The sequence below is a fragment of the Patescibacteria group bacterium genome (genome assembly GCA_041665345.1).
Lineage (GTDB): Bacteria > Patescibacteriota > Patescibacteriia > PEXW01 > PEXW01 > JBAYJA01.
This window is the reverse complement of the sequence record JBAYJA010000001.1, coordinates 313,484-332,615: the sequence shown is the minus strand read 5'-3', so window position 1 is coordinate 332,615 and position 19,132 is coordinate 313,484. Positions and strand designations below refer to the sequence as shown.

The following is a 19,132-nucleotide window of genomic DNA, read 5'->3' as shown; positions in this document are numbered from 1 at the left end:
TTATCACACTGGTCGCAGGGTACCAGCAAAGACCTGCCAGGCCAGCAGGGACTTGGCGACCAAACTCAAGATGATGTAGGCTCGCTCGCCGTAGAGGTAGTCTTTCCACTTCCCAACTTTTTTGTACTGCAAAATCATGTTCACCGCAAAGACATTGAAGAACAGGAAGATGGAGAAGAAAATCCAGTACACGAAGGTTGGGGCACGTCCAGCTTCTCCGCCGGCGTTGAATAAATAGAGCGCCACGACAATCCACGGGATTGCACCGGCGAGACATCCAAAGATGTAACTGGTCCAATCTGTTTTCTTCGTGGTCTGGTTGTGTAGTTCCATAACCCAGCCGAAGAGGATCATCATCATGTTCAGGAAGAAGATGAGCAACAGACTACTCACGTCGTACATGCCTGTGAGCATGACCACCACAACCATCATCAGTGAACTAGAAAAGGCATACTCAATCCATCGGGCAGGATTAATGCCCTTTGCGAGATTCTCGTTGTACCACTTGTTGATTCCTGGCACAAAGGCAATGAGCGCGTGCGCGATCGCTGACAAAAACAAGAAGCCTGCGACAAGCGGCCCAATGCGCCACTCTCCAATAGTCTTCAGTACTGGGGTCAGCAGGTTTGTCGTCCTGTCCATCTCCACGTACGCCGTGGTCAGGGGCAAGCTAAAGTCGCTGCTGAGGAAGAGCATGAGGAAACCCTGCGCCAAGTGCAAAATGGCCATGACGCCGTTAAACCGGCGAAGGCGATGGAGTTTGGTTGCTTGGGTGGTGAGGCTTGGCATTTTCATGGACGTTGGTGTTAGAATTTTTGAATAACAGAATTATACACCCAAAGGTAAAGTTTAAAAAACCCCACACAAGAATGTGCGGGGTATAAAATTACTGCGTAAAATCGGAGTAGTGTACGGGGATGACGTATGTATCGGGTGGGGGCACATCTTCCGTCACTGAGATTACCTCTTGCAAAATGTACTGATGTTTTGAAATGTATATCGTACGCAGGGGTAAGCCTTTCGTACGGTGCTTCAGTCCGACATCAAGCAAATTGCTCACCCAAGCAGGTAGGCAAATCTCATCGGTGACCCATACGGTGTGCGTCAGCGTATCCTCAGCCTCAATTCTTGTGGAAATGATTTGCTGACACAGAAAGGAGCAAATGATTTGTTGCGAGTCAGTTGTATCTACAGTAAAGGTAACCTCAGAAAGTATACCTAAACCACCTGAAAACTCTTCGGGAGCGGGCTGAGATGGTGGCTCGACGGTCCGAGTGTAGACTTCAAACTGTTGAAATTTTCTGTATTGCACCAGCAGAGAATCTGCAAAAATGAGACTTGACCCCTCATCCTTACTCCCAAGTTTAGTATCAACTTGTGCGCAGCGCTTCTCCAAGTTTAGCCAAAGCGTCTTCTCAAGGTGAATTTTTCGAGCAACAAATACGCCCATGGTACTGTCGACCTGTGTTTCATCGTCTGCCACCGTGACGATGCGTAAATCTGCAAAAAGCATCACGGGCCATACGAACCAGACAACGGCGATAAAACCTATCCATTTTTTCAAAGGAAACTCCTTGTTGAAGTACTCATTTTTCTTTTGCTTACTCTTAGTCTACGTAACTTACCCGTGGCGTCAAGGTACGGAAATACGTCATTCCAAAAAAGGCGCCAGGGCTGCTACCCAAGCGTCTTTTTTTACATCCCCTATTTACTGCACCACGATCTGATACTCGCCCGAAGTGAAATAACTTGGCGTCAGCGTGCCGTTGCAGGCTTCTTGTACAGCTTTGAAGAAGTAGTACACATACCCTGGGCTCATGTAGATACTGCCTGCGGGCATCCAGAGATCCGCAACTCCGGTGAATGGATTGACCGACGGAGCAACTGGTGCCGTAATGCTTGCTTTTACGTACATGCGAATGTCAGGATACGCTGCAACTTTTGCTTCAGGGACAGCAATTTTCTTCCAGTGAAAACGCTGCACCTTTGGGTAAGTGACGGGCAATAACGCACAGTCACCAGTGGTGTATGACTCCGTCACAACCTCCCCAGCTGCAGCAATGTCAATGGTCCCAGCGTACCGCTTCGTGGCGGGGACGTTTAAACCAGCGCTGGTGATAGTCCCGGTTACTTTCAAATCATCAGCAACTGTTAGTGGATTTTTGTCCCCTGCTCCAGCTCGCTTGCCACGGTAAATATTTCCGTTGACCTGAATATTTCCATCAACTTGCAACGATTTGGTAATGAGCCCACCAACAATCTTGAAGACTTCATTCGCCTTACCACCAATTTTGCTGGTAATGTCTCGCGGAGCCGCTAGGGCAATGCCGGTAGTGAGGAACATTGCACATATGATGACGACTGGGATAGTAATGCGTTTCTGCATATATGTACTGTATTTTGGAGAATGCTAATTACTCGGCGCTGCGGGGCTCGTGTCTGTGTACGTATTAATGCCCACCACGGTTTTGGACTTATCTTCGTTTGCACCCAGCGTGATAGTCGTAGACCGCTTGGCTTTCGTGGCCATGACAGAAGACGCCCCTTGGATATCGTAGGAACCGGTGATTGTCCAACCATCTGCCACCAATTCTTTAAGGTACGCAGCCTTCAAATCAGCCACACTCTGCGTGCTCTCCAGTGAGACGGTAAATCCCTGGGTTTCATTACTAGCAATTGCAACTTTGATGGTTCCTTCCGCAACGTAAATATCCTCCGGAAAATTCGTGGGTAAACTCACTGCATCACCCGTTACCCAACTGGTTCCATTGACGTTAATTGCCACCTTGTTTTGACTAGCATCTACCTCAGCGTCCGTGCCCGTGGTTTGCTCAATTGCCTTCTCAACCGCGTTATCCGCCGCTGATTTGCACCCAGCCAAACCAACGACAAAAACCAGGCCAAGCACACAAATGGCTGTGTTTTTTAGGATTCTGTGCATACTTCTCATTCTTAGTACGAGTTAGGAGAAGTATAGCTCGTTCTCTGAGAAGTGGGAACCGTGCTGCTAGGTTGCCCTCATATGCATTGAGAGTGCGTCTCGTTACACGTTGTACCGTTGCAAAAATTCCTCCCGCGCAATGACCCCAAGCTGCACGTCTTTTGGTTCAACCCCTTTCACGTATGGTTTATCTTGGCGTGCTTTCGTCGCCCAATCAACGACACTTTTCTGCTGGTCTGGCTGAATGGACACCTCAGGATGCACTTGAAAACCCAACCGCTTCGCAATACCACGAGACATCATCCAGGACACGGCGATCACGGCTTTTATCTCCGGATGTTCAACAACATAGCCTGCCATCTGGCGAAACGCATCTTCAACCTCGCGAATGCCTGCAGGTGGCGTCGGGCCTTCGGTGCCCGGCCAACTGATTTCTATGATTTTCTCGCCGCTGCGTAAGGTGGTGTTTCCCCCAAGTGACAGGTCGCTCCATTCAAAATCACGGATACTGGCATTCAGATGGCCGAAGGAAATTTGCTCCTTATGCTGGCTAGCCCGCTCGGCCTGCAACGCCGCAGAACGCGCCCGCACTTCTTGATCAAAATACACTAATTGCACAATGTTCCCAATGCGTTCTGTAGTTTGTTCGATAAACTCTTCCCGTGATAAAACTTCAAGCTCTCTGGCTGTGGTAACAAAACCATCCACGACATCTGCACCAAAAATCTGCCGACCTTCGGAGAAGTCTTCATCCAACAATGCATCAACCGGATTTTTTCCTTCCGCCAAAGCTTTATCGTACAATTGCTCAATATTTATTCGAACTCGGATCATTCGTTCTTCGTACTGGCGTTGCAATTCACGTTGCTCTTCATTTTGATCTATCGGTTCTTGAGAAATGTGTTCAGGCATAGACCTTAATGAGTTATTTTTCCTTTCGCCCATCGGCGTTCAATGTACACCAGCCGCCACCAAAACCGGCCCAGGAAAAAACCGCTAACTGCTCCAACTATGACTAATCCAACTTGAATGACTGGATGCAAGGCACAGCCACCATACCAAGTAACTGTTTTGCCAGCCGATCCTGCCCAGGACAAATACGCTGTTTCAATTCCCGCGTGGACAAGAAAACTCAGCACTACCCCTAAACTAAGAGCGGCCAGGAGATAGATAACGTGCTTCGTTTTTGTGGGGTTGGCTGGGGCGGAGAGGAACATACTTCCATTCTACACCCGTACCAAAGGTTACTGAAACGATGCTTTGAAAAACGCTGCCGTTTGCCGCATGAAATCTGACCAGGTGCTGGTGAATTCATGGGGCGCACCTGGGTAGGTTATGAGTGACACTTCTTTGCCGGCAGCTTTGAGCAAGCGCTGGGTTTCTTGAGACCAAGCAATGGGCACACTCTCATCCCCTGTGCCATGGAATATCCGTACCGGTGCTTGTACCTTTTCGTAGAAACTTTCGGCCGAGAGATTATCCCAAAAAATTGGATTCGCTTCCGGCGTGCCGTACAACTCCCCAAGCAGCACTGCATTATTCGACTCCCGGGCAATCCACCGTTCGTAGCTCTTCCGCATATCCCCAGATACCGGCGCGTAGAGCACTGCGGCGTCAATCAACTCCGGCACGGTGACCAGTGCAGAGAGGGTTACTCCCCCACCCATAGAATGACCCAGCATCCCGATGTGTTCCAGATCCAACCCCGAGATTCCGGCAGCCCGGAGTGCGTAGACTGCGTTGATCACGTCTTCCACATACCCAAGCCGAACTGCGAGTGCATCTCGGGTATCTTTTGATGATTGCGCGTGGTTCCGGTAGTCAGGGTGCAGCACGGCAAATCCTTGGCGCGCCAAGTAGTCTTGCTCACGCTTAAGACCGCGACCATTGGTATACACATTGGTATCAATGTGACCGTGATTCAAGATGAGTACCGGAAAAGGACCAGCGCCCTTAGGGATGTTCAATATGCCGGAAATGGTCAGCTCCCCGCTCTTGTAGGTTATGAAGTGCCGGGTGTAGGCACTGTTACTCTCCAAAACTTGCCCGAGCTTCAAACCGCGCCCATCAAAAATGGTGGCCATGAGTGCGGGTAGTGACACAGGGTGTGGTGCTTCTGTGGGTGAAATAGCCACGGTCTCTGCCTCCACTTTGCCATCAGGAGGTGCCGATGTGTTCGTTTGTGTCGGTCGCAATTCTGGTTGCGGATGGCGTAGGAAAAAACCCACGCTAGCCAGCGCCAGGCAGGTAATGCCGATTCCGCCAATGGTGAGGGTTTTTCTTGGCATACCCAGAAAGTAAGGTTATACCACGGCTCTCCCTACTGGACAAACTCCTCCTTGAAGACGGAGAGTTTGTTCCTCATCCTACGTGCAGTAATCACTGGTCTTGCCTGCGGTTTGGTCAGCGCCAGGCAAGGCTTTCATGGTTGTCACTTCAGCGGCTGGTAACAAGTCCAACCAGCAAAGGGCGTACTGCGCTTGCTCAACATCGTGGCTAGCAGCCCAGGTGGCATTTTTTGATGCCGCGTTTTTTTGCCGGAGGTCGTACACCCCAAAGTCAACGGAGACATTCTTGGTCTTAGCAAAACCTACGGCACTAGCAATGACGTCGCCTGCGCTTACCTGCACTGGGTTTGCAAATGCTGTGGTTTGTGACTGATCAACTTGTGCTGCGGGTAATGTTGCAACCACGGTGGCGAAGGCTGGTGCCAGGGTGAGCAGGTGGTCGAACCGGTAACGCAGACCGCAAGGATTTTGGAAAACGAGCAGGTACTGCGTTTCACCTTGCTCAATGTACCGAGACCCTTCTACCAGTTGCGCGTCCAGAGGAGCACGAACAGGTACGGTATTTGTGGCACTACTAAATCGAAAACCACCATGCGGCTTGTAATTGCCGCCGCGCGTTTGCCCTGGGTACAAAATCGCTGTGGCTTTTGCAACATCCACCGGAGATTGGAGCTGCAAAGGATCAGGACAGCTTGGAGGATTTCCCAACACCGTCCAACCTGCGCCAGTCTTCTGCCAAACTATACCAGCCGCTATCCCTGTATTTACATTTGCTAGCATCTGATTCACGTTCTGCTGCACCACTGCATTGATTGCCTGAGTCGCATTGAAATTCGAGCCTGGGGTAACAGTTTTTTCGCATGCGACGAGCAGGAAGGTAGCTAATCCCAGAACGAATATGCTGAATGTAATCCGACGCATAGGCTTGTTTGGTTACGGTAATCGTAGTATACACTAACTCACTCTGGATTGGGAGTAGTTCGTCTGCTTGACGTCAAGCAGCCTCCAACGTATGCTGGCCGCAATACCAAAAGACAACCTAAGGAAATGAACGAATGAAATGGCACACTAGTATCCTCTTGGTCTGCGCTGGTGGGTTTATCAGTTACCGATGTCCGTGGCAATGGGAGGTGCATACCGCTGGCGAAGCTGCGCTCTTCCTTGCTTGTACTGCCATGGCTGCAGACATTCTGCATGGCAAAAAAGAGCTTTTCCTGCGCGCCAGCATCCCGGTAATTTTCGGCTACACCGCAGGCACACTCATCCAATGGGCATAACACCTCCCCCACATGGCAAAAAACTATGTGGGGATTTTACTTTTTTATAACGCTCTACTCCGTTGTCTTCCCGTCAAACTCTGCATCATTGGCCTCAGCATCTGCTTTCGTCGCTCGGACAATCCCATCCTTATGATGTGACGGGCTGTACAGTGTGTAGAGTTTCAGCGGTTCCATGGCTGAGGTATTTTCTACATTGTGCTGTGCCCCGGCTGGAACAATGACTGCCGAACCATCTTTGACCTCATGGACATTTCCATCAACGGTCACTCTCCCCTGCCCTGCTTCAAAACGGAAGAACTGGTCATTCTCTGCATGCACTTCCATCCCAATTGCTTCACCTGGTTGCAGGCACATCAAAACCAGCTGCGTGTGCTTGGCAGTGTATAGGACTTTGCGAAAATTGGTATTCGCTACTGTCAGCTCTTCAATATTCTGGTGGTACCCATGCATACGCGTGTGGTGTTAGGAAAAAAATTATCCGCCAATTGTCTGGCCAAGTTTGAACCCTGCCCAGATACCCAGGCCTCCACCAATCAGGCCACCCAGGGTTGATACCATCCCAAAGGCGCTGGCGCCCCACAAGGTTGGTATCCAACCACCAAGGAATGAACTAACACTGAGAAAAAGGTAGATAAGAAATTTGGGCCCCATGGCTGGAGTATACACCTTACGGATAAAAAAAAGCCCGCTGTATTTGCAACGGGCCTGAAGGGTTTACATTTTTTTGAAAACCACTTGGTAGTAACCAAAATGTCTATTTTGAAAGAGTTTCCCAAGCCGAGTCCATGAGCCAATGAAGTCTTCGATCACCTGTGTCCCTCGCTCCTGGCCGTACATCGTAATGGCCATGGGGCGGTAGAGTGTCCGAAACTGCTGGAAGCGCTGGGGACTAGTGTAGAGCTCTTGACCGATACTCTGGCAGTCACGTGACCATTGCACCTGTAGCCCAGCTGCCTGCGCGGCTTGCAGGTATTCTTCCATGGTGTGAAAGCCATTTGGGCATGACCAATGTGTACGGAGCTCTGCAATCTCATCCTCAGTCGTTTGATCGGTAATGCACCAATCATCAAATCCCAGGAACCCACCGCGAGCCAAGCACCGAGCCATCTCCCGAAAGAGGGCAAAATGATCAGGAACGAGATACGCCATGTTCATGCACATGACCTGGGAAAATTGTGCAGCTGCAAATGGCATTGCCAACGCATCAGCTTGCACAAAAAAATTACGAAGAATACCTCGATCCGCATGAATTTGCTGCGCCGTTGCAATCTGCTTTGCGCATGTATTCACTCCCACGCAGGAACACTGGTACTCTTCGGCGAGCTGCAAAGACACACCACCAACACCGCAACCCACATCCAGAACCAGACTTGATTGCTCTAGGGACATCTTGTTGGCAAGTAAGCGAGTCGACGCCTTGACTCCTTCCTTCCAAAACATTGGGTTTTGCAAACGTTCTGAATCCACCATGGGTGGGTGCAGCTGATCGCCTGCAAAAACGCCCACAAAGCCAGTGCCCGGCAATGCATCATTGCCCAGGCTGTCATAGTACGCTGCCGTACTTTCCACATATCCTCCTTGGAAAAAGACGTTGTTTGATTTTCAGTAGAGCCTACTTGCTATTTGAGGTTTAGTCAAGGATATATGCAAAAACGAGCGCCCATGCCTGAGCGCTCGCTTGCCTCACCCGCAAACTCCTACATCCCCAGTTCTCCGTGCATGCCGCGCATACCGTGCCGCATGCCTTTGGCTGGAGCATTTTTGAACTTCTCCTCCATGACCTTCAGCCGCGCATCAGCCTGCGCCTGCGTAATGACCTTTTGTTCGACTAAAGTTTGCAAGCGTTCTTTCTGCTGTGCTGCGCGTTGCTCCTGCAAACGCGTCTGCAACTGCTCCTCACTCACATTGTTTTCATCAGCGAGTTCAGAGAGCGTCTTCCCCTGTGCCCAACCGTCTTTCACTTTATCCACGGCTATGCCCAGGATGTCAGCTTGGTGCTGGAACATTTCTGTTTGCTGAGCTGCAACCTCTTCTGGTGTGGCGTTGGCACCCAGGCCAAACCCCCAACCATGCGCTGATGCCGCACTCACCCCGGCAATGGAGAGCCCCAGGGCAGTGAACAGCACGGCTGCAACGTACTTCTTTCGCATAGATTGTGTATGGTTAAGAACGAATGTCGCGACTTCCTGACTCTACCAAAATGTGGTGAAGGGGGTGTGAATGTATAAAAAAGCGCCCTGTTGAGCAGAGCGCATGCTGTTTGCAGAGGGCTGCAGTCGTTACCCTCAAATGGATCTTGGTCTGAAATAGCCAATAAGGATGGCCATACCGATTCCGACTCCAACCATATAGATGGAGTTATCGGTAAGCGCCTTACCCGCGGTTCCAGCTGCAATGAACAAGCAGGCAATGACTAAGAACATTTTTCTCTTTTCCACAATCTCTCTCCTTTACCAAAAAGTAGGGATGCTCTATTTTCAAAAAAAGTATAGCAAAATGGACAGACAAAGCAACAAAAAGCCCACTGGAATCCCAACGGGCTTGAAAGTGCAAATGACTTCATGATGCGCGGACGCGCCGATCACCAAAATATCCCTTCTGATCACGGACGCGTACATGCTCTGAAGCGAACAAAGCTTCACACTGCGCACGCATCTGCTGATCTGCATCGGAAAGAATCTCGCAAGAGCAGAGCGGCTCTTTCTTCCCGCACCCCATGCAGAAACCAAATGATGTCAACGCGCGCTTGCACCGACAAAAGTCTTGTGCTTTTTCCACACTACCTCCTAAGATTTTATGCCTATACTATTGAAATGTTCTTCTACGTACCAATCGAGAATCGCTGCATGTTTAACATGCGTACCGCCTGCTCACATGTATCGCGCAAGGTTGGCTGCAAAATACTGTTCGGCAAGTGCTGCAGTAAGTCACGTGCAATGACACTGATAACCGGGAAGCCGCCGTCTGAACCCACGCACAGGTTGATACTTGGATCCATTAATGCCCGTGTCATCCACTGCCCCAGCTCTAATCTCGTGGTTGCGCCGTAGACAATGTTGCAATCATGCTTCTGTGGAGTTGGTAACCAGGCCATGATCACTCCATGTTTCGCTGCGTGCTCAAGGTAGTACCACTCCCACGCTCGCCGGCTTTCGAAATCTGGACCATCCCCTCGACGGACCACTTCGACTTTATCTGCAATGCCGTGTGGGTGAAGATTTGGGCAAGCCACGTGTACGTCCGGTGCCAGCTCGTGGAGGATATGTATTGCCTCAGCATGCCAGGGTGGAGCGCAAGCAATGGGACCAACAAGAAAAATGAGTGGCGACGGTATGAGACTCAACCGCACTTTGGGTAAAAGAAGCATTGTTTATCCTTTCGTTGTAGGTTTTTCTGTACCATAGGCAAACATCCTTTCTTTGTCAATCATCAAAAAGCCGAGGAAGGATTTCCCCGGCTTGGAAGTTGCGATTGGTTTTTTTAGACGAGCCGTCTCCACCACGGCAGACGCTTGTAGAAAGGTTTTTCGGCCTTTCTTCCTGCAAGGATTTCCCGAAACAGCATGATAGCCTGATCAAGCGTCTTCGCTTCGACGCGTATCTCAATATGATCGTAACGTTCTCCGCGAGTCGGAATGACGAAACTCCTTCGGACGGACGCTGTACTCCCTTCAAAGGAATGCTCACCTGGATCCAAAATCACCAGGTGCGCTTCATCACTTATGTGGTCGACTATTGTGACGTGCGAGACCATTTTCTGCAAGAGCTCGGGGATGAGATTTGGATTTTGGGAATTCGAATTTGTGAACTCCCAGTAATATCCTCCTCCCTCAAGAGAAAGATAGGAGCCAATTTTTTCCCCATTGAGTAGGAAACAGAAGAGTGCTGGATCATTTTGAAAGGTCAAACCTTTCGGCAGCTCATTGGTTTTAAAGTACACACGCGTTGACATAAAACTCCTTCTACCTCTTTCAATTGGTATTGGGTATTACCCAAAGTCCATATCCAGTAGGTAAACATTTGGTTTTTGCGCTCAATCCACGGAATTGCGAATTGAACAAACTAGTATACAGGAAATGACAAAAAAGTCAAGGTTTATCCTTGTCTCAATAATGCAAAATTTCTACACCTGCTTCCGCCGTTTCCGCACCACCTTCAACCGCGCCAGTTCTTTGGCCAGCGCGGCTTGCGCGTCAGCAAAGCCCACGTCATCGGTTGCACGTTCTTGCATCAGTTGGCGTGCTTTTTCGCGACCGGCTTCGGCTCGTGCTTCATCAATCTCCTCAGCTTTTTCCGCAGTGTCTGCCAAGATAACCACCTTATTATCCCGCACTTCCACAAAACCACCAGACACGGCCATCACCTGCTCCATACCGTCAGCAGCAATGGCATGCAGCTCGCCTGGAGCCAGAATGGACACCAAGGGAATGTGGTTGGCCAGCACGCCAATCTCCCCTTCCACAGTTGGCACGTTCACGCTGCTGACCTCGGTTTCGAGGACAATGCGTTCTGGGGTGGTAATGGTGAGGTGAAGGTTGGTCATTAGGCGCGAACTTCTTCTATAGAACCCTTCATATAGAAAGCCTGTTCTGGTACATCATCGTACTTCCCATCCAAAATGTCCTTGAAGCTCTTCACGGTCTCGGCGCGAGGGACGTACTTCCCCGCTGTACCAGTGAATTGCTCAGCCACAAAGAACGGCTGGGACAAGAAACGCTGGATTTTCCGAGCGCGAGTGACAGTCTGCTTATCCAAGGGAGAAAGCTCTTCCATGCCCAGGATGGCAATGATGTCTTGCAGGTCCTTGTACCGTTGCAGCACTTTCTGCACAGCTCGGGCAACATTATAGTGTTCTTCTCCCACGATGGCTGGATCAAGAATCGTCGAAGTAGAATCGAGTGGGTCAACCGCGGGGTAAATACCCAGCTCAGCTAAGCCACGCGCCAGCACCACGGTGGAATCCAAGTGCGCAAAGGTGGTGGCTGGCGCTGGGTCAGTCAAGTCGTCAGCCGGCACGTACACGGCTTGGACTGAGGTGATGGAACCCCGGTTGGTGGAGGTGATGCGTTCCTGGAGCTCACCCATTTCTTCCGCCAAAGTTGGCTGGTAGCCTACGGCTGAAGGAATGCGGCCGAGCAGGGCTGACACTTCGGAACCCGCTTGGGTAAAGCGGAAAATGTTGTCCACGAACAGCAGCACGTCCTTCTGCTCTTCATCACGGAAGTACTCGGCCATGGCCAAGCCGGACAAAGCCACACGCGCCCGAGCCCCTGGGGGTTCGTTCATCTGGCCAAAGACCATCGCAGTCTTGTCGATAACCCCACTGGCTTTCATTTCGTGGTACAGGTCATTCCCTTCCCGCGTGCGTTCCCCTACCCCCGCAAAGACGGAGTAGCCACCGTGCTCAGCGGCGATGTTGCGGATGAGCTCTTGGATAACCACAGTCTTGCCCACGCCTGCACCGCCGAACAAACCAACTTTCCCACCTTTCACAATGGGGCAAATGAGGTCAATAACTTTGATGCCGGTTTCAAACACTTCTGCCTTGGTGGATTGGTCTTTGAAGTCTGGCGCGGCACGGTGAATGGGGTACCGTTTCTTGGTCTTGGCAGGTGCGCCACCATCCACAGGTTCGCCCACCACGTTGAAGATGCGGCCCAGGGTTTCTGATCCAACGGGTACGCTAATCGGTGCACCCGTATTTTCCACGGGAATGCCGCGCTGCAAGCCATCCGTGCTGTCCATTGCCACGGTGCGCACCACGTTCGCGCCAACGTGTTGCTGCACTTCCAGCACCAGCGTGGGACTGCCTTTGCGCTCCACGTGAAGGCCGGTGTGAATGGGTGGTAGGTCCTTGTCAAAATGCACGTCTACCACGGGGCCGATAATCTGCGTGATTTTTCCTTTAGTCATAGGGGGAAGCTGTAAGCCATACGCTGTAAGCCGTAGGCAAGATAGAGATTGTTAGTGAAGAGATGGGTCAGGGGCGAAAGGGTCTTTCGCACCTAGCGGTTCGCTTCAGAGATATATTAGTTGACATGGTGGACTTTCAATGCTAGGTATATACTACCAGACAAAGAAAAATCGAGGTTGAAAATGTTTAGAATGTACTTGCTTTTAACAGGGTTGGGGTTACTCATTGTTCCCCCATTTGTCTACATCTTCGGGAACAGCGATCTTACTCTAGGGAAAATGATGCTCATGATGATAATAGGTAGCATCATCACTAAATTTGCAGCTAAATCCCTAGAAAAATACAGTGTGTAATTCCGTTGCGCTGCGATTGTATCAAGGCGCTTTTTATTTTTCTCTCTTGTCATCCTGAGGAGTCTTCGACGAAGGATCTTGCTACTCAAGTACGTGCTTCCAGAAGGATCCTTCGAAGACTCAGGATGACAAAAGAGGGGTTACTCCAACGCTGCTCTGCCCGCAGAGATTTCCGCGATTTCGCGGGTGATTCCGGCTTGGCGAGCTTGGTTGTAGGTAAGGTTGAGATCGTCGATAAGCTCTTCAGCTGCGTCCGTGGCGTTACGCATGGCGACCATCCGCGCCGCATGTTCTGAGGCTAACGATTCCAGCACCACTTGGTACAGCTGGCTGGTCACCAAGTTCCGCAGCATTTTCTCCAGTACGGCATCCGCGTTGGGTTCAAACAGGTAAGGGTTTTGAAAACCTTCCAGCTCTTTATCCAATACCACGTGCTGCGTATCGTCCAAGACTTCTTTCAAATCCTGCTTCCGGATGGGAAGTATTTGCCGTGCCCGCGCTTTCTGGTTGAGGGTGGAAATGAAGTCTGTGTACACCACGAAAATCTTGTCGTACACGCCGGCGACGTAATCATCAATGGCAATTTTTACAATTGGTTGTAGGTCGGCCACGGTTGGGTGGGCGTGCGCGTTGGGAAAGGCGGCAACGATGTTCGCATTCAACCGACGCAGAGCGTCCGCGGCTTTAGTCCCAACGGTAATCAAATCCACCTGCACCGCTTGCTTCTGCACAACCTCCATGGTCTGCCGCACAATGTTTGCGTTCAAACCACCCGCCAAACCCCGGTCTGAGCTTATGACAATCACCGCGGCTTTTTGGACGGGGCGTTCCACCAGCAGCGGGTGCAGGTCACGATTGGTCACGGCGCTGACATTCGTGAGGACGTCCCAGGCGGCCTTGGCGTAGGCGCGGGTCATCAACGCCTGCTGCACGGCGCGACGCATCTTGGACGCCGCCACCAGTTCCATGGCTTTGGTGATCTTCTTGGTATTGCCGACGGACTTGATCCGCCGCCGAATGTCGCGGGTACTGGCCATGTTTACATTGAAAAGTTCTGCAGAAGGGTTTTCAACTGTGCTTCAAGTGCTGGGGTCAATTCACCTTTGGTCTCAATCTCTTTCAGCCATTTGCTGCCTGTGCTGCGGAGCATTTTCACAAAAGCTTTTTCCCAGGCTTGGACGTTTTCCACTTCAACTTTGTCCACGTGCCCTTGGGTAACGGCGTAGAGCACGGCTACTTGCTCCGACACGGGCATGGGCTGGCCAATCCCCTGCTTTAGCAATTCAGCCGTGCGCTTGCCGCGCTCCAACTGCTGCTTGGTGGCATCATCCAAATCCGAACCGAACTGGGCAAAGGCTGCGAGTTCGCGGTACTGCGCCATGTCCAAACGGAGCTTCCCGGCCACCTTCTTCATGGCTTTCACCTGAGCACTGGAACCCACGCGGGAGACAGACAATCCAACGTTTAAGGCTGGACGTTGGCCTTGGTAGAACAAATCGGATTCCAGAATGATCTGTCCGTCGGTAATGGAAATGACGTTGGTGGGAATGTAGGCGCTCATGTCCCCGGCCTGCGTTTCAATAATCGGCAAGGCTGTGAGTGAGCCACCACCGTTCTCTTTGCTCATTTTTGCCGCGCGCTCCAGCAAGCGAGAGTGCAGGTAAAAAATATCTCCAGGGTAGGCTTCGCGGCCTGGGGGTCGGCGGAGGAGCAGAGAAATTTGGCGGTACGCCCATGCGTGCTTGGACAGGTCGTCGTAAATGACCAATGCATCTTTGCCTTTGGCCATGAAGTACTCACCCATGGCGCAGCCGGCGTATGGTGAAAGGAAAGAGAGGGCAGCGGGGTCTGACGCGCTGGCCAGGACGATGATTGTGTGCGCCATGGCACCGTGCTTTTCCAATTCCGCCACAATGCGCGCGATCTTGGAGGCTTTTTGCCCAATGGCCACGTAGATGCAGGTGACGCCTGTCCCCTTCTGGTTGATGATCGTATCAATGGCAATGGCGGTTTTGCCGGTCTGCCGGTCACCAATGATGAGCTCACGCTGCCCACGGCCAATGGGGATGAGTGCGTCAATGGCTTTGATGCCAGTTTGCAGGGGCTGCTTCACGCCTTCACGCGTAATGACGCCAGGTGCCACGCGCTCCACGGGGTACAGCTCTGCACCCTTGATCGCGCCTTTGCCGTCAATCGGATCACCCAAGGGATTCACCACCCGGCCAACCAAAGCATCACCTACTGGGACGGACATGACCTGCCCCGTGCCCCGGACTTCTTCACCTTCGGAAACAAGCGTGGCGCCATTGAGAATCATCACACCCACGGTATCCTCTTCCAAGTTCAATGCCACGCCGGTTGCGCCAGACGCAAAGGTGACTTTTTCACTGGACTGCACATTGCTCAGGCCTTCTACTCGGGCAATGCCGTCGCCTACGTCAATGACGTGGCCAACCGTGGCCGTGGTGGCTTTAGCGGTGTAGGACTGGAGCTGGGTTTTGAGAACGTCGACGATTGTATGCGGCATATATTTTCATTGTCCGAGCGCAGGTGTCTCTGCCTGCGCGAATTGTAATAAATTTATTGATGAAGAGATGGGTCAGGGGCGAAAGGGTTTTTCGCGCCTAGCGGTTCGCTTCAGGGGGTTGACAGTATGATAACAGCAGAATAAAGTGAATGCTTAAACCGAATCTTTAACAAATGAGGGAAAAATGCCTACAAAGAAATGGGAGTATAAGGTCTTTGTCGACAGAGAACCATTATTAGAAGGACAAAAACTGGAAATGAATATGAACGTACTTGGCAAGGAGGGGTGGGAAGCGTTTGCCGCCTGGGAAACACAGAATTGTGTAAAACGGGTTCTCTTTAGGCGACCTCTTCAGGAATCTTAAAATACCATTCTCTTTCTAATGCGCTGCGATTGTATCAAGGCGCTTTTTGTTTTTTCTCTCGGAGTAGAGGCTTTAGCCTCTTACACTCTAGTGGGTAGCCCGGGTCCCTTGACCCGGGCGTCCTCCGCGAGGCGAGGTCAAGGGACCTCGCCTACCCACCCAAGAGACTAAAGTCTCTACTCCATTCTTCTCACCGACTTTAGTCGGGTTGCTTGTTAATTTGCAACGCCACTGAAGTGGCTGAGAAATTATTGTAAAAGGTGCGCTTTGAGGCTGGCGAACCGGCTGGAAACAGAGCTATCAATCAACTGATCCCCCACTTGGATTTTCACTCCAGCGATGAGCTTCGGTTCATGTATATGGCGGAGTTTTACTTTTCGCTTCAAGCTGGTTTCCAGATTTTTTGCCAAGGCTGCATCTTCGGTTGCGGTTAACGCTTTGGCGCTGCGAACCTTCACCACTACTGGCCCGCCCTGCTCGGCAATTAGCCGTTCCAGTTCCGCGGCAATCCTGGGTACCAAGCGTAGCTGCCGCTGCCGGGCAAGGACGTGAATCAGGCGACCTGCAATCTCCTCACGCTCAGCCGCTGGGGCAGCTTTGGCAGCACCCAGGTAGGCTTCGGCGTACTGGCGAATGGAGGCTTTGCGCATACTTAAGATTTCTGACTTTCCTCTACTGCCTCAGCAACGAGTTTCTTATCCAAGTCCTTGGCCACCCCGCTGGGAACCACCTTCTGCGTAGCGCTCATCACCAGGTTCACCAATTCTGCTTTTGCTTCTTGCATGGCCTGCGCTTTCTCCGCCTGCATTTGCGCCTGAGCCTGCACGCGATGCTGCTGCATCTCTGCTTCAATTTCCTTCAACCGTTCCTGGCGGTAGCGCTCGCTTTCAACAGACGTGGCTTCCATTAACGCCTGCGCCTCAGTTCGGGCTTCCTTCAGCTTCACTTTCTTCAGCTCCTCAGCTTCAGCTAACTTCTGCTCCACGGCTTTGGCATCATCCAAGCTCTTGGCAATTTTCTCCCGACGCTCGCGCATAATTTTCAGCACGGGCTTGTAGGCAAATTTCCACAGCACGAATAGCACCAGGCCAAAGTTGATGACCTGCGCTAAGAGGAGTGTGGGTTCGATGCCGAATTTTTTGACGAGTTCTTCCATACGGATAAGTTATGAATCACTAGCCCTGGGAGCAGACGTGGGTCAGCTCCCAAACGTCAGGGATACTTAGACGAACTTGATGATCAAGGCAACCACCAGTGCGTACACCGCAATGGCTTCGGCAAAGGCCATGGCAATGAGCATGGGCACTTGGATTTTGCCAGCGGCTTCGGGGTTGCGGCCAATGGCTTCCATGGCTTTGGCGGCTAACTTTCCAATGGCGAACGCTGGGCCGAATCCACCCACAGCAATGGCCAGGGCGGCGGCAAACAACTTGGCTGAGGCTTCTTCCATACAACTATCCTTTCATCTCCTGGCACACGACGAGGTTTGGAGTTTAACGTCGGTGCGGCAGAGACACTTAGTGACGAAATGTGACGGAACGAGAATGCTCATTCACTCACATTTCACCACTACAACTTAGTGTTCATGGACAGCAGTTGCAACTTTCAAGAACACCAGGGTCAACATTGCAAAAATGAATGCCTGAATAAACCCAACAAAAATTTCCAGGAAGAGGAAAGGCACGGGCACCAGGAATGGGATGATGAGCCCAATGACAATGAGTAACACTTCTCCGGCAAAAACGTTGCCGAACAACCGGAAGCTGAAGGAGAGAATCTTCGCGAACTCGGACATACCTTCCAACGCACCCACGAAACCCATGATGGGGTCTTTGAAGTTCACGTACTTCTTCAGGTGCTTCATGAACCCAATAGTGAACACGGCAATGACCTGCGTGGCAACCACGGAAATGAGCGCAAGTGCCAAGGTGAAGTTCAGGTCCGCAGCTGGCCCACGGAAGAGCGGCACGAAGAGCTCGTGGCCGTCGTGGATTTCGTTAAAGCCAATAGTACCCACCCCGGGCATGAGCCCCAACCAGTTGCCAATGAGAATGAACAGGAAAAGCGTGAAGACAAACGGGAAGAACTTCTCCGACTGCTTTCGATCCTGCGTTACTGAGTCCATAATCCCCAACGCTCCATCAAACATGGCTTCCACCAAATTTTGCAAACCATGAGGTATGGTTTTCACTTTGCGGCGAAGCAGCAAGGCGCCAATGATCACCAGGGCGACAACCACCCAGGTCGTCAGCAAACTGTTGCTCACGGGTAGGGGCCCAAGGTGGAACACGGTTTCTGCGGCTAGTGATACTTCTGCGGCCATGTGTTTACAGTTTCTTTGGAGGTTCGACTGGCGGTTCCAGAGATTTGATGAGCTTCTTAAACTTCCAGACTAGACCAATGGAGGTTAGGGCGATGGAGACCAAAACGCCTGCAAGGAAGAGCCATGGTGACGTGCCAAAATGCTTATCCAGCAAACGCCCACCCAGGGCGAAAATAACAATGGGAATGGCGATGACGTACCCCAGTTCCCAGGCAATGCCCAGAGCATGCCAGAAACCTTGTGATTGTGGATTTTTCTCCATGCTCGGAACCGAAAATGCACGCAACGACGGCGAAATACCGTTGTTTTTTCACGAAAAATCGTGCAAATCTATTGTACGAACTAAACCCAAAATGTCAAGGTGGGCGGTTTTTGCAAATGCAGGCGCAACCCAAGCCGTTGATCCGGCTCCGGCGTTTTCTGCCAACATCCTGGTTGCAGCGAAATACCAGTGATGCCTACTTGGTCACTCCGCTGATGGGGTGATTGCTGCGGGTTGAGGCGTCAACCGTGAGAGTACGGTTGAGGTGTAGAAGGTCGAACCTAAGAGAAAACCTCGGCCGGTGATGGACATGGGGGAAGTAACCGCTGCGCCGTCAACAAAAACCAGTGACATCTCCACATTTCCATATTGCTCCCGCACGATCATTTTTTTTTCAGACTGGTCGTGCAGGTCATTACCTTTCGTATCCAGCGTCACAGTCCCGGTTACTTGCTGTGGCCTTTCCACAAAACTTTGTACGCTGGCTGGTAACTCTACGTACTGCGGGACAGTGAGCACATCGACAAAAAGCGTGGTGTCATGCTGCTGTAACCGGGCAAAGAATTCCTCTGTGCGCGTCCTGGCCAAATGGAGCATTTCTGATTCCCAGAACGCCTGCGTACTGGGCGCACTTGCTTGCACGCGCTTTTGGTTTTGGAAAAGTAGCAGGGCTGTGCGTGAATCTGGCACAGGCACAGCCTGTACTCGCTCTCCAAACAAGCAAAACGATAAGGCGCAGGCCACAACCAAAGCTGCAATTGCCCCCAGGACAATGCCAAAATGTACCCGCCGATCCGGGGGATTTTTTATTTTCCTTGTCCTCTGCTTTACCTGAGTTTTGGATTTTTTTCGTGGTGGCATATCCCCTCCATACATTGGGA

General features: G+C 51.4%; 27 protein-coding genes. 2 read left to right on the top strand and 25 right to left on the bottom strand.

The window, feature by feature from the left end; translation table 11 throughout:
• Positions 1–3: 3 nt before the first annotated feature.
• The 8 genes from heR to WCV85_01705 form a co-directional block, all read right to left on the bottom strand.
• Entirely contained in the window at positions 4–789 is a 786-nt protein-coding gene (gene heR / locus WCV85_01740) for a heliorhodopsin HeR (GenBank protein MFA6473574.1), read from the bottom strand.
• 97 nt (positions 790–886) lie between these two features.
• Positions 887–1,564, bottom strand: a complete 678-nt coding sequence (locus WCV85_01735; protein MFA6473573.1) for a hypothetical protein — start codon at positions 1,562–1,564, stop codon at positions 887–889.
• Between the two features lie 144 nt (positions 1,565–1,708).
• On the bottom strand, positions 1,709–2,386 hold the full coding sequence (locus tag WCV85_01730) for a hypothetical protein (protein ID MFA6473572.1): 678 nt from the start codon (positions 2,384–2,386) through the stop codon (positions 1,709–1,711).
• Positions 2,387–2,410: 24 nt separating this feature from the next.
• Positions 2,411–2,941, bottom strand: a complete 531-nt coding sequence (locus tag WCV85_01725) for a hypothetical protein (protein ID MFA6473571.1) — start codon at positions 2,939–2,941, stop codon at positions 2,411–2,413.
• A 102-nt stretch (positions 2,942–3,043) separates the two neighbouring features.
• Positions 3,044–3,853, bottom strand: coding sequence for a hypothetical protein (locus tag WCV85_01720; GenBank protein ID MFA6473570.1), 810 nt, complete (start codon positions 3,851–3,853; stop codon positions 3,044–3,046).
• Positions 3,854–3,858: 5 nt separating this feature from the next.
• Positions 3,859–4,158, bottom strand: coding sequence for a hypothetical protein (locus WCV85_01715; GenBank protein MFA6473569.1), 300 nt, complete (start codon positions 4,156–4,158; stop codon positions 3,859–3,861).
• Between the two features lie 27 nt (positions 4,159–4,185).
• A complete protein-coding gene (locus tag WCV85_01710; protein ID MFA6473568.1) occupies positions 4,186–5,229 on the bottom strand; it encodes an alpha/beta fold hydrolase in 1,044 nt (347 codons plus the stop codon).
• A gap of 78 nt (positions 5,230–5,307) precedes the next feature.
• Positions 5,308–6,150 (bottom strand): hypothetical protein, encoded by an 843-nt coding sequence (locus tag WCV85_01705; protein MFA6473567.1) that lies wholly within the window; start codon positions 6,148–6,150, stop codon positions 5,308–5,310.
• A 134-nt stretch (positions 6,151–6,284) separates the two neighbouring features.
• On the opposite strand from WCV85_01705, the gene WCV85_01700 reads away from it, so the two are divergent.
• On the top strand, positions 6,285–6,506 hold the full coding sequence (locus tag WCV85_01700) for a hypothetical protein (protein MFA6473566.1): 222 nt from the start codon (positions 6,285–6,287) through the stop codon (positions 6,504–6,506).
• Between the two features lie 54 nt (positions 6,507–6,560).
• Here the strand turns inward: WCV85_01700 and WCV85_01695 are convergent, their stop codons facing one another.
• The 11 genes from WCV85_01695 to atpA form a co-directional block, all read right to left on the bottom strand.
• Complete coding sequence (locus WCV85_01695) at positions 6,561–6,959, bottom strand: cupin domain-containing protein (GenBank protein ID MFA6473565.1); 399 nt, start codon at positions 6,957–6,959, stop codon at positions 6,561–6,563.
• A gap of 24 nt (positions 6,960–6,983) precedes the next feature.
• Entirely contained in the window at positions 6,984–7,160 is a 177-nt protein-coding gene (locus WCV85_01690; GenBank protein MFA6473564.1) for a hypothetical protein, read from the bottom strand.
• Between the two features lie 63 nt (positions 7,161–7,223).
• On the bottom strand, positions 7,224–8,078 hold the full coding sequence (locus WCV85_01685) for a methyltransferase domain-containing protein (GenBank protein ID MFA6473563.1): 855 nt from the start codon (positions 8,076–8,078) through the stop codon (positions 7,224–7,226).
• A gap of 128 nt (positions 8,079–8,206) precedes the next feature.
• Complete coding sequence (locus WCV85_01680) at positions 8,207–8,659, bottom strand: hypothetical protein (protein ID MFA6473562.1); 453 nt, start codon at positions 8,657–8,659, stop codon at positions 8,207–8,209.
• A 409-nt stretch (positions 8,660–9,068) separates the two neighbouring features.
• Positions 9,069–9,287, bottom strand: a complete 219-nt coding sequence (locus WCV85_01675; protein ID MFA6473561.1) for a hypothetical protein — start codon at positions 9,285–9,287, stop codon at positions 9,069–9,071.
• Between the two features lie 43 nt (positions 9,288–9,330).
• The gene (locus WCV85_01670) at positions 9,331–9,876 is read right to left on the bottom strand and encodes a hypothetical protein (GenBank protein ID MFA6473560.1); all 546 of its coding nucleotides are present in this window, start codon (positions 9,874–9,876) and stop codon (positions 9,331–9,333) included.
• Positions 9,877–9,989: 113 nt separating this feature from the next.
• Positions 9,990–10,460: a hypothetical protein gene (locus WCV85_01665; GenBank protein ID MFA6473559.1), complete on the bottom strand. Its 471-nt coding sequence runs from the start codon at positions 10,458–10,460 to the stop codon at positions 9,990–9,992.
• Between the two features lie 171 nt (positions 10,461–10,631).
• Complete coding sequence (locus tag WCV85_01660) at positions 10,632–11,051, bottom strand: F0F1 ATP synthase subunit epsilon (GenBank protein ID MFA6473558.1); 420 nt, start codon at positions 11,049–11,051, stop codon at positions 10,632–10,634.
• Positions 11,051–12,421 carry a F0F1 ATP synthase subunit beta gene (atpD, locus tag WCV85_01655; protein ID MFA6473557.1) on the bottom strand — a complete coding sequence of 457 codons (1,371 nt, stop codon included), beginning with the start codon at positions 12,419–12,421 and terminating at the stop codon, positions 11,051–11,053. Before atpD ends, WCV85_01660 begins: the two co-directional genes overlap by 1 nt.
• A 494-nt stretch (positions 12,422–12,915) precedes the next feature.
• The gene (atpG, locus tag WCV85_01650) at positions 12,916–13,812 is read right to left on the bottom strand and encodes an ATP synthase F1 subunit gamma (GenBank protein MFA6473556.1); all 897 of its coding nucleotides are present in this window, start codon (positions 13,810–13,812) and stop codon (positions 12,916–12,918) included.
• Positions 13,813–13,814: 2 nt separating this feature from the next.
• On the bottom strand, positions 13,815–15,302 hold the full coding sequence (atpA, locus tag WCV85_01645; GenBank protein MFA6473555.1) for a F0F1 ATP synthase subunit alpha: 1,488 nt from the start codon (positions 15,300–15,302) through the stop codon (positions 13,815–13,817).
• Positions 15,303–15,486: 184 nt separating this feature from the next.
• On the opposite strand from atpA, the gene WCV85_01640 reads away from it, so the two are divergent.
• A complete protein-coding gene (locus tag WCV85_01640; GenBank protein ID MFA6473554.1) occupies positions 15,487–15,666 on the top strand; it encodes a hypothetical protein in 180 nt (59 codons plus the stop codon).
• 248 nt (positions 15,667–15,914) lie between these two features.
• Here WCV85_01640 and atpH read toward each other — a convergent pair whose 3' ends face one another.
• From atpH to WCV85_01610, 6 genes are all read right to left on the bottom strand, one after another.
• On the bottom strand, positions 15,915–16,316 hold the full coding sequence (gene atpH / locus WCV85_01635) for an ATP synthase F1 subunit delta (protein ID MFA6473553.1): 402 nt from the start codon (positions 16,314–16,316) through the stop codon (positions 15,915–15,917).
• Positions 16,317–16,318: 2 nt separating this feature from the next.
• Entirely contained in the window at positions 16,319–16,822 is a 504-nt protein-coding gene (atpF, locus tag WCV85_01630; GenBank protein ID MFA6473552.1) for a F0F1 ATP synthase subunit B, read from the bottom strand.
• A 66-nt stretch (positions 16,823–16,888) separates the two neighbouring features.
• Positions 16,889–17,116: an ATP synthase F0 subunit C gene (gene atpE, locus WCV85_01625; GenBank protein ID MFA6473551.1), complete on the bottom strand. Its 228-nt coding sequence runs from the start codon at positions 17,114–17,116 to the stop codon at positions 16,889–16,891.
• A 126-nt stretch (positions 17,117–17,242) separates the two neighbouring features.
• Positions 17,243–17,989, bottom strand: a complete 747-nt coding sequence (atpB, locus tag WCV85_01620; GenBank protein ID MFA6473550.1) for a F0F1 ATP synthase subunit A — start codon at positions 17,987–17,989, stop codon at positions 17,243–17,245.
• A gap of 4 nt (positions 17,990–17,993) precedes the next feature.
• Positions 17,994–18,251 carry an AtpZ/AtpI family protein gene (locus tag WCV85_01615; GenBank protein ID MFA6473549.1) on the bottom strand — a complete coding sequence of 86 codons (258 nt, stop codon included), beginning with the start codon at positions 18,249–18,251 and terminating at the stop codon, positions 17,994–17,996.
• A gap of 204 nt (positions 18,252–18,455) precedes the next feature.
• Positions 18,456–19,112 carry a hypothetical protein gene (locus tag WCV85_01610; protein ID MFA6473548.1) on the bottom strand — a complete coding sequence of 219 codons (657 nt, stop codon included), beginning with the start codon at positions 19,110–19,112 and terminating at the stop codon, positions 18,456–18,458.
• Positions 19,113–19,132 lie beyond the last annotated feature (20 nt).

What these genes read in the sequence shown, in the direction of transcription:
- heR (MFA6473574.1), bottom strand. Translation starts at nt 789, where the DNA reads ATGCCAAGCCTCACCACCCAAGCAACCAAACTCCATCGCCTTCGCCGG.
- WCV85_01730 (MFA6473572.1), bottom strand. Translation starts at nt 2,386, where the DNA reads ATGCAGAAACGCATTACTATCCCAGTCGTCATCATATGTGCAATGTTC.
- WCV85_01725 (MFA6473571.1), bottom strand. Translation starts at nt 2,941, where the DNA reads ATGCACAGAATCCTAAAAAACACAGCCATTTGTGTGCTTGGCCTGGTT.
- WCV85_01720 (MFA6473570.1), bottom strand. Translation starts at nt 3,853, where the DNA reads ATGCCTGAACACATTTCTCAAGAACCGATAGATCAAAATGAAGAGCAA.
- WCV85_01715 (MFA6473569.1), bottom strand. Translation starts at nt 4,158, where the DNA reads ATGTTCCTCTCCGCCCCAGCCAACCCCACAAAAACGAAGCACGTTATC.
- WCV85_01710 (MFA6473568.1), bottom strand. Translation starts at nt 5,229, where the DNA reads ATGCCAAGAAAAACCCTCACCATTGGCGGAATCGGCATTACCTGCCTG.
- WCV85_01705 (MFA6473567.1), bottom strand. Translation starts at nt 6,150, where the DNA reads ATGCGTCGGATTACATTCAGCATATTCGTTCTGGGATTAGCTACCTTC.
- WCV85_01700 (MFA6473566.1), top strand. Translation starts at nt 6,285, where the DNA reads ATGAAATGGCACACTAGTATCCTCTTGGTCTGCGCTGGTGGGTTTATC.
- WCV85_01695 (MFA6473565.1), bottom strand. Translation starts at nt 6,959, where the DNA reads ATGCATGGGTACCACCAGAATATTGAAGAGCTGACAGTAGCGAATACC.
- WCV85_01690 (MFA6473564.1), bottom strand. Translation starts at nt 7,160, where the DNA reads ATGGGGCCCAAATTTCTTATCTACCTTTTTCTCAGTGTTAGTTCATTC.
- WCV85_01680 (MFA6473562.1), bottom strand. Translation starts at nt 8,659, where the DNA reads ATGCGAAAGAAGTACGTTGCAGCCGTGCTGTTCACTGCCCTGGGGCTC.
- WCV85_01670 (MFA6473560.1), bottom strand. Translation starts at nt 9,876, where the DNA reads ATGCTTCTTTTACCCAAAGTGCGGTTGAGTCTCATACCGTCGCCACTC.
- WCV85_01665 (MFA6473559.1), bottom strand. Translation starts at nt 10,460, where the DNA reads ATGTCAACGCGTGTGTACTTTAAAACCAATGAGCTGCCGAAAGGTTTG.
- WCV85_01660 (MFA6473558.1), bottom strand. Translation starts at nt 11,051, where the DNA reads ATGACCAACCTTCACCTCACCATTACCACCCCAGAACGCATTGTCCTC.
- atpD (MFA6473557.1), bottom strand. Translation starts at nt 12,421, where the DNA reads ATGACTAAAGGAAAAATCACGCAGATTATCGGCCCCGTGGTAGACGTG.
- atpG (MFA6473556.1), bottom strand. Translation starts at nt 13,812, where the DNA reads ATGGCCAGTACCCGCGACATTCGGCGGCGGATCAAGTCCGTCGGCAAT.
- atpA (MFA6473555.1), bottom strand. Translation starts at nt 15,302, where the DNA reads ATGCCGCATACAATCGTCGACGTTCTCAAAACCCAGCTCCAGTCCTAC.
- WCV85_01640 (MFA6473554.1), top strand. Translation starts at nt 15,487, where the DNA reads ATGCCTACAAAGAAATGGGAGTATAAGGTCTTTGTCGACAGAGAACCA.
- atpH (MFA6473553.1), bottom strand. Translation starts at nt 16,316, where the DNA reads ATGCGCAAAGCCTCCATTCGCCAGTACGCCGAAGCCTACCTGGGTGCT.
- atpF (MFA6473552.1), bottom strand. Translation starts at nt 16,822, where the DNA reads ATGGAAGAACTCGTCAAAAAATTCGGCATCGAACCCACACTCCTCTTA.
- atpE (MFA6473551.1), bottom strand. Translation starts at nt 17,116, where the DNA reads ATGGAAGAAGCCTCAGCCAAGTTGTTTGCCGCCGCCCTGGCCATTGCT.
- atpB (MFA6473550.1), bottom strand. Translation starts at nt 17,989, where the DNA reads ATGGCCGCAGAAGTATCACTAGCCGCAGAAACCGTGTTCCACCTTGGG.
- WCV85_01615 (MFA6473549.1), bottom strand. Translation starts at nt 18,251, where the DNA reads ATGGAGAAAAATCCACAATCACAAGGTTTCTGGCATGCTCTGGGCATT.
- WCV85_01610 (MFA6473548.1), bottom strand. Translation starts at nt 19,112, where the DNA reads ATGCCACCACGAAAAAAATCCAAAACTCAGGTAAAGCAGAGGACAAGG.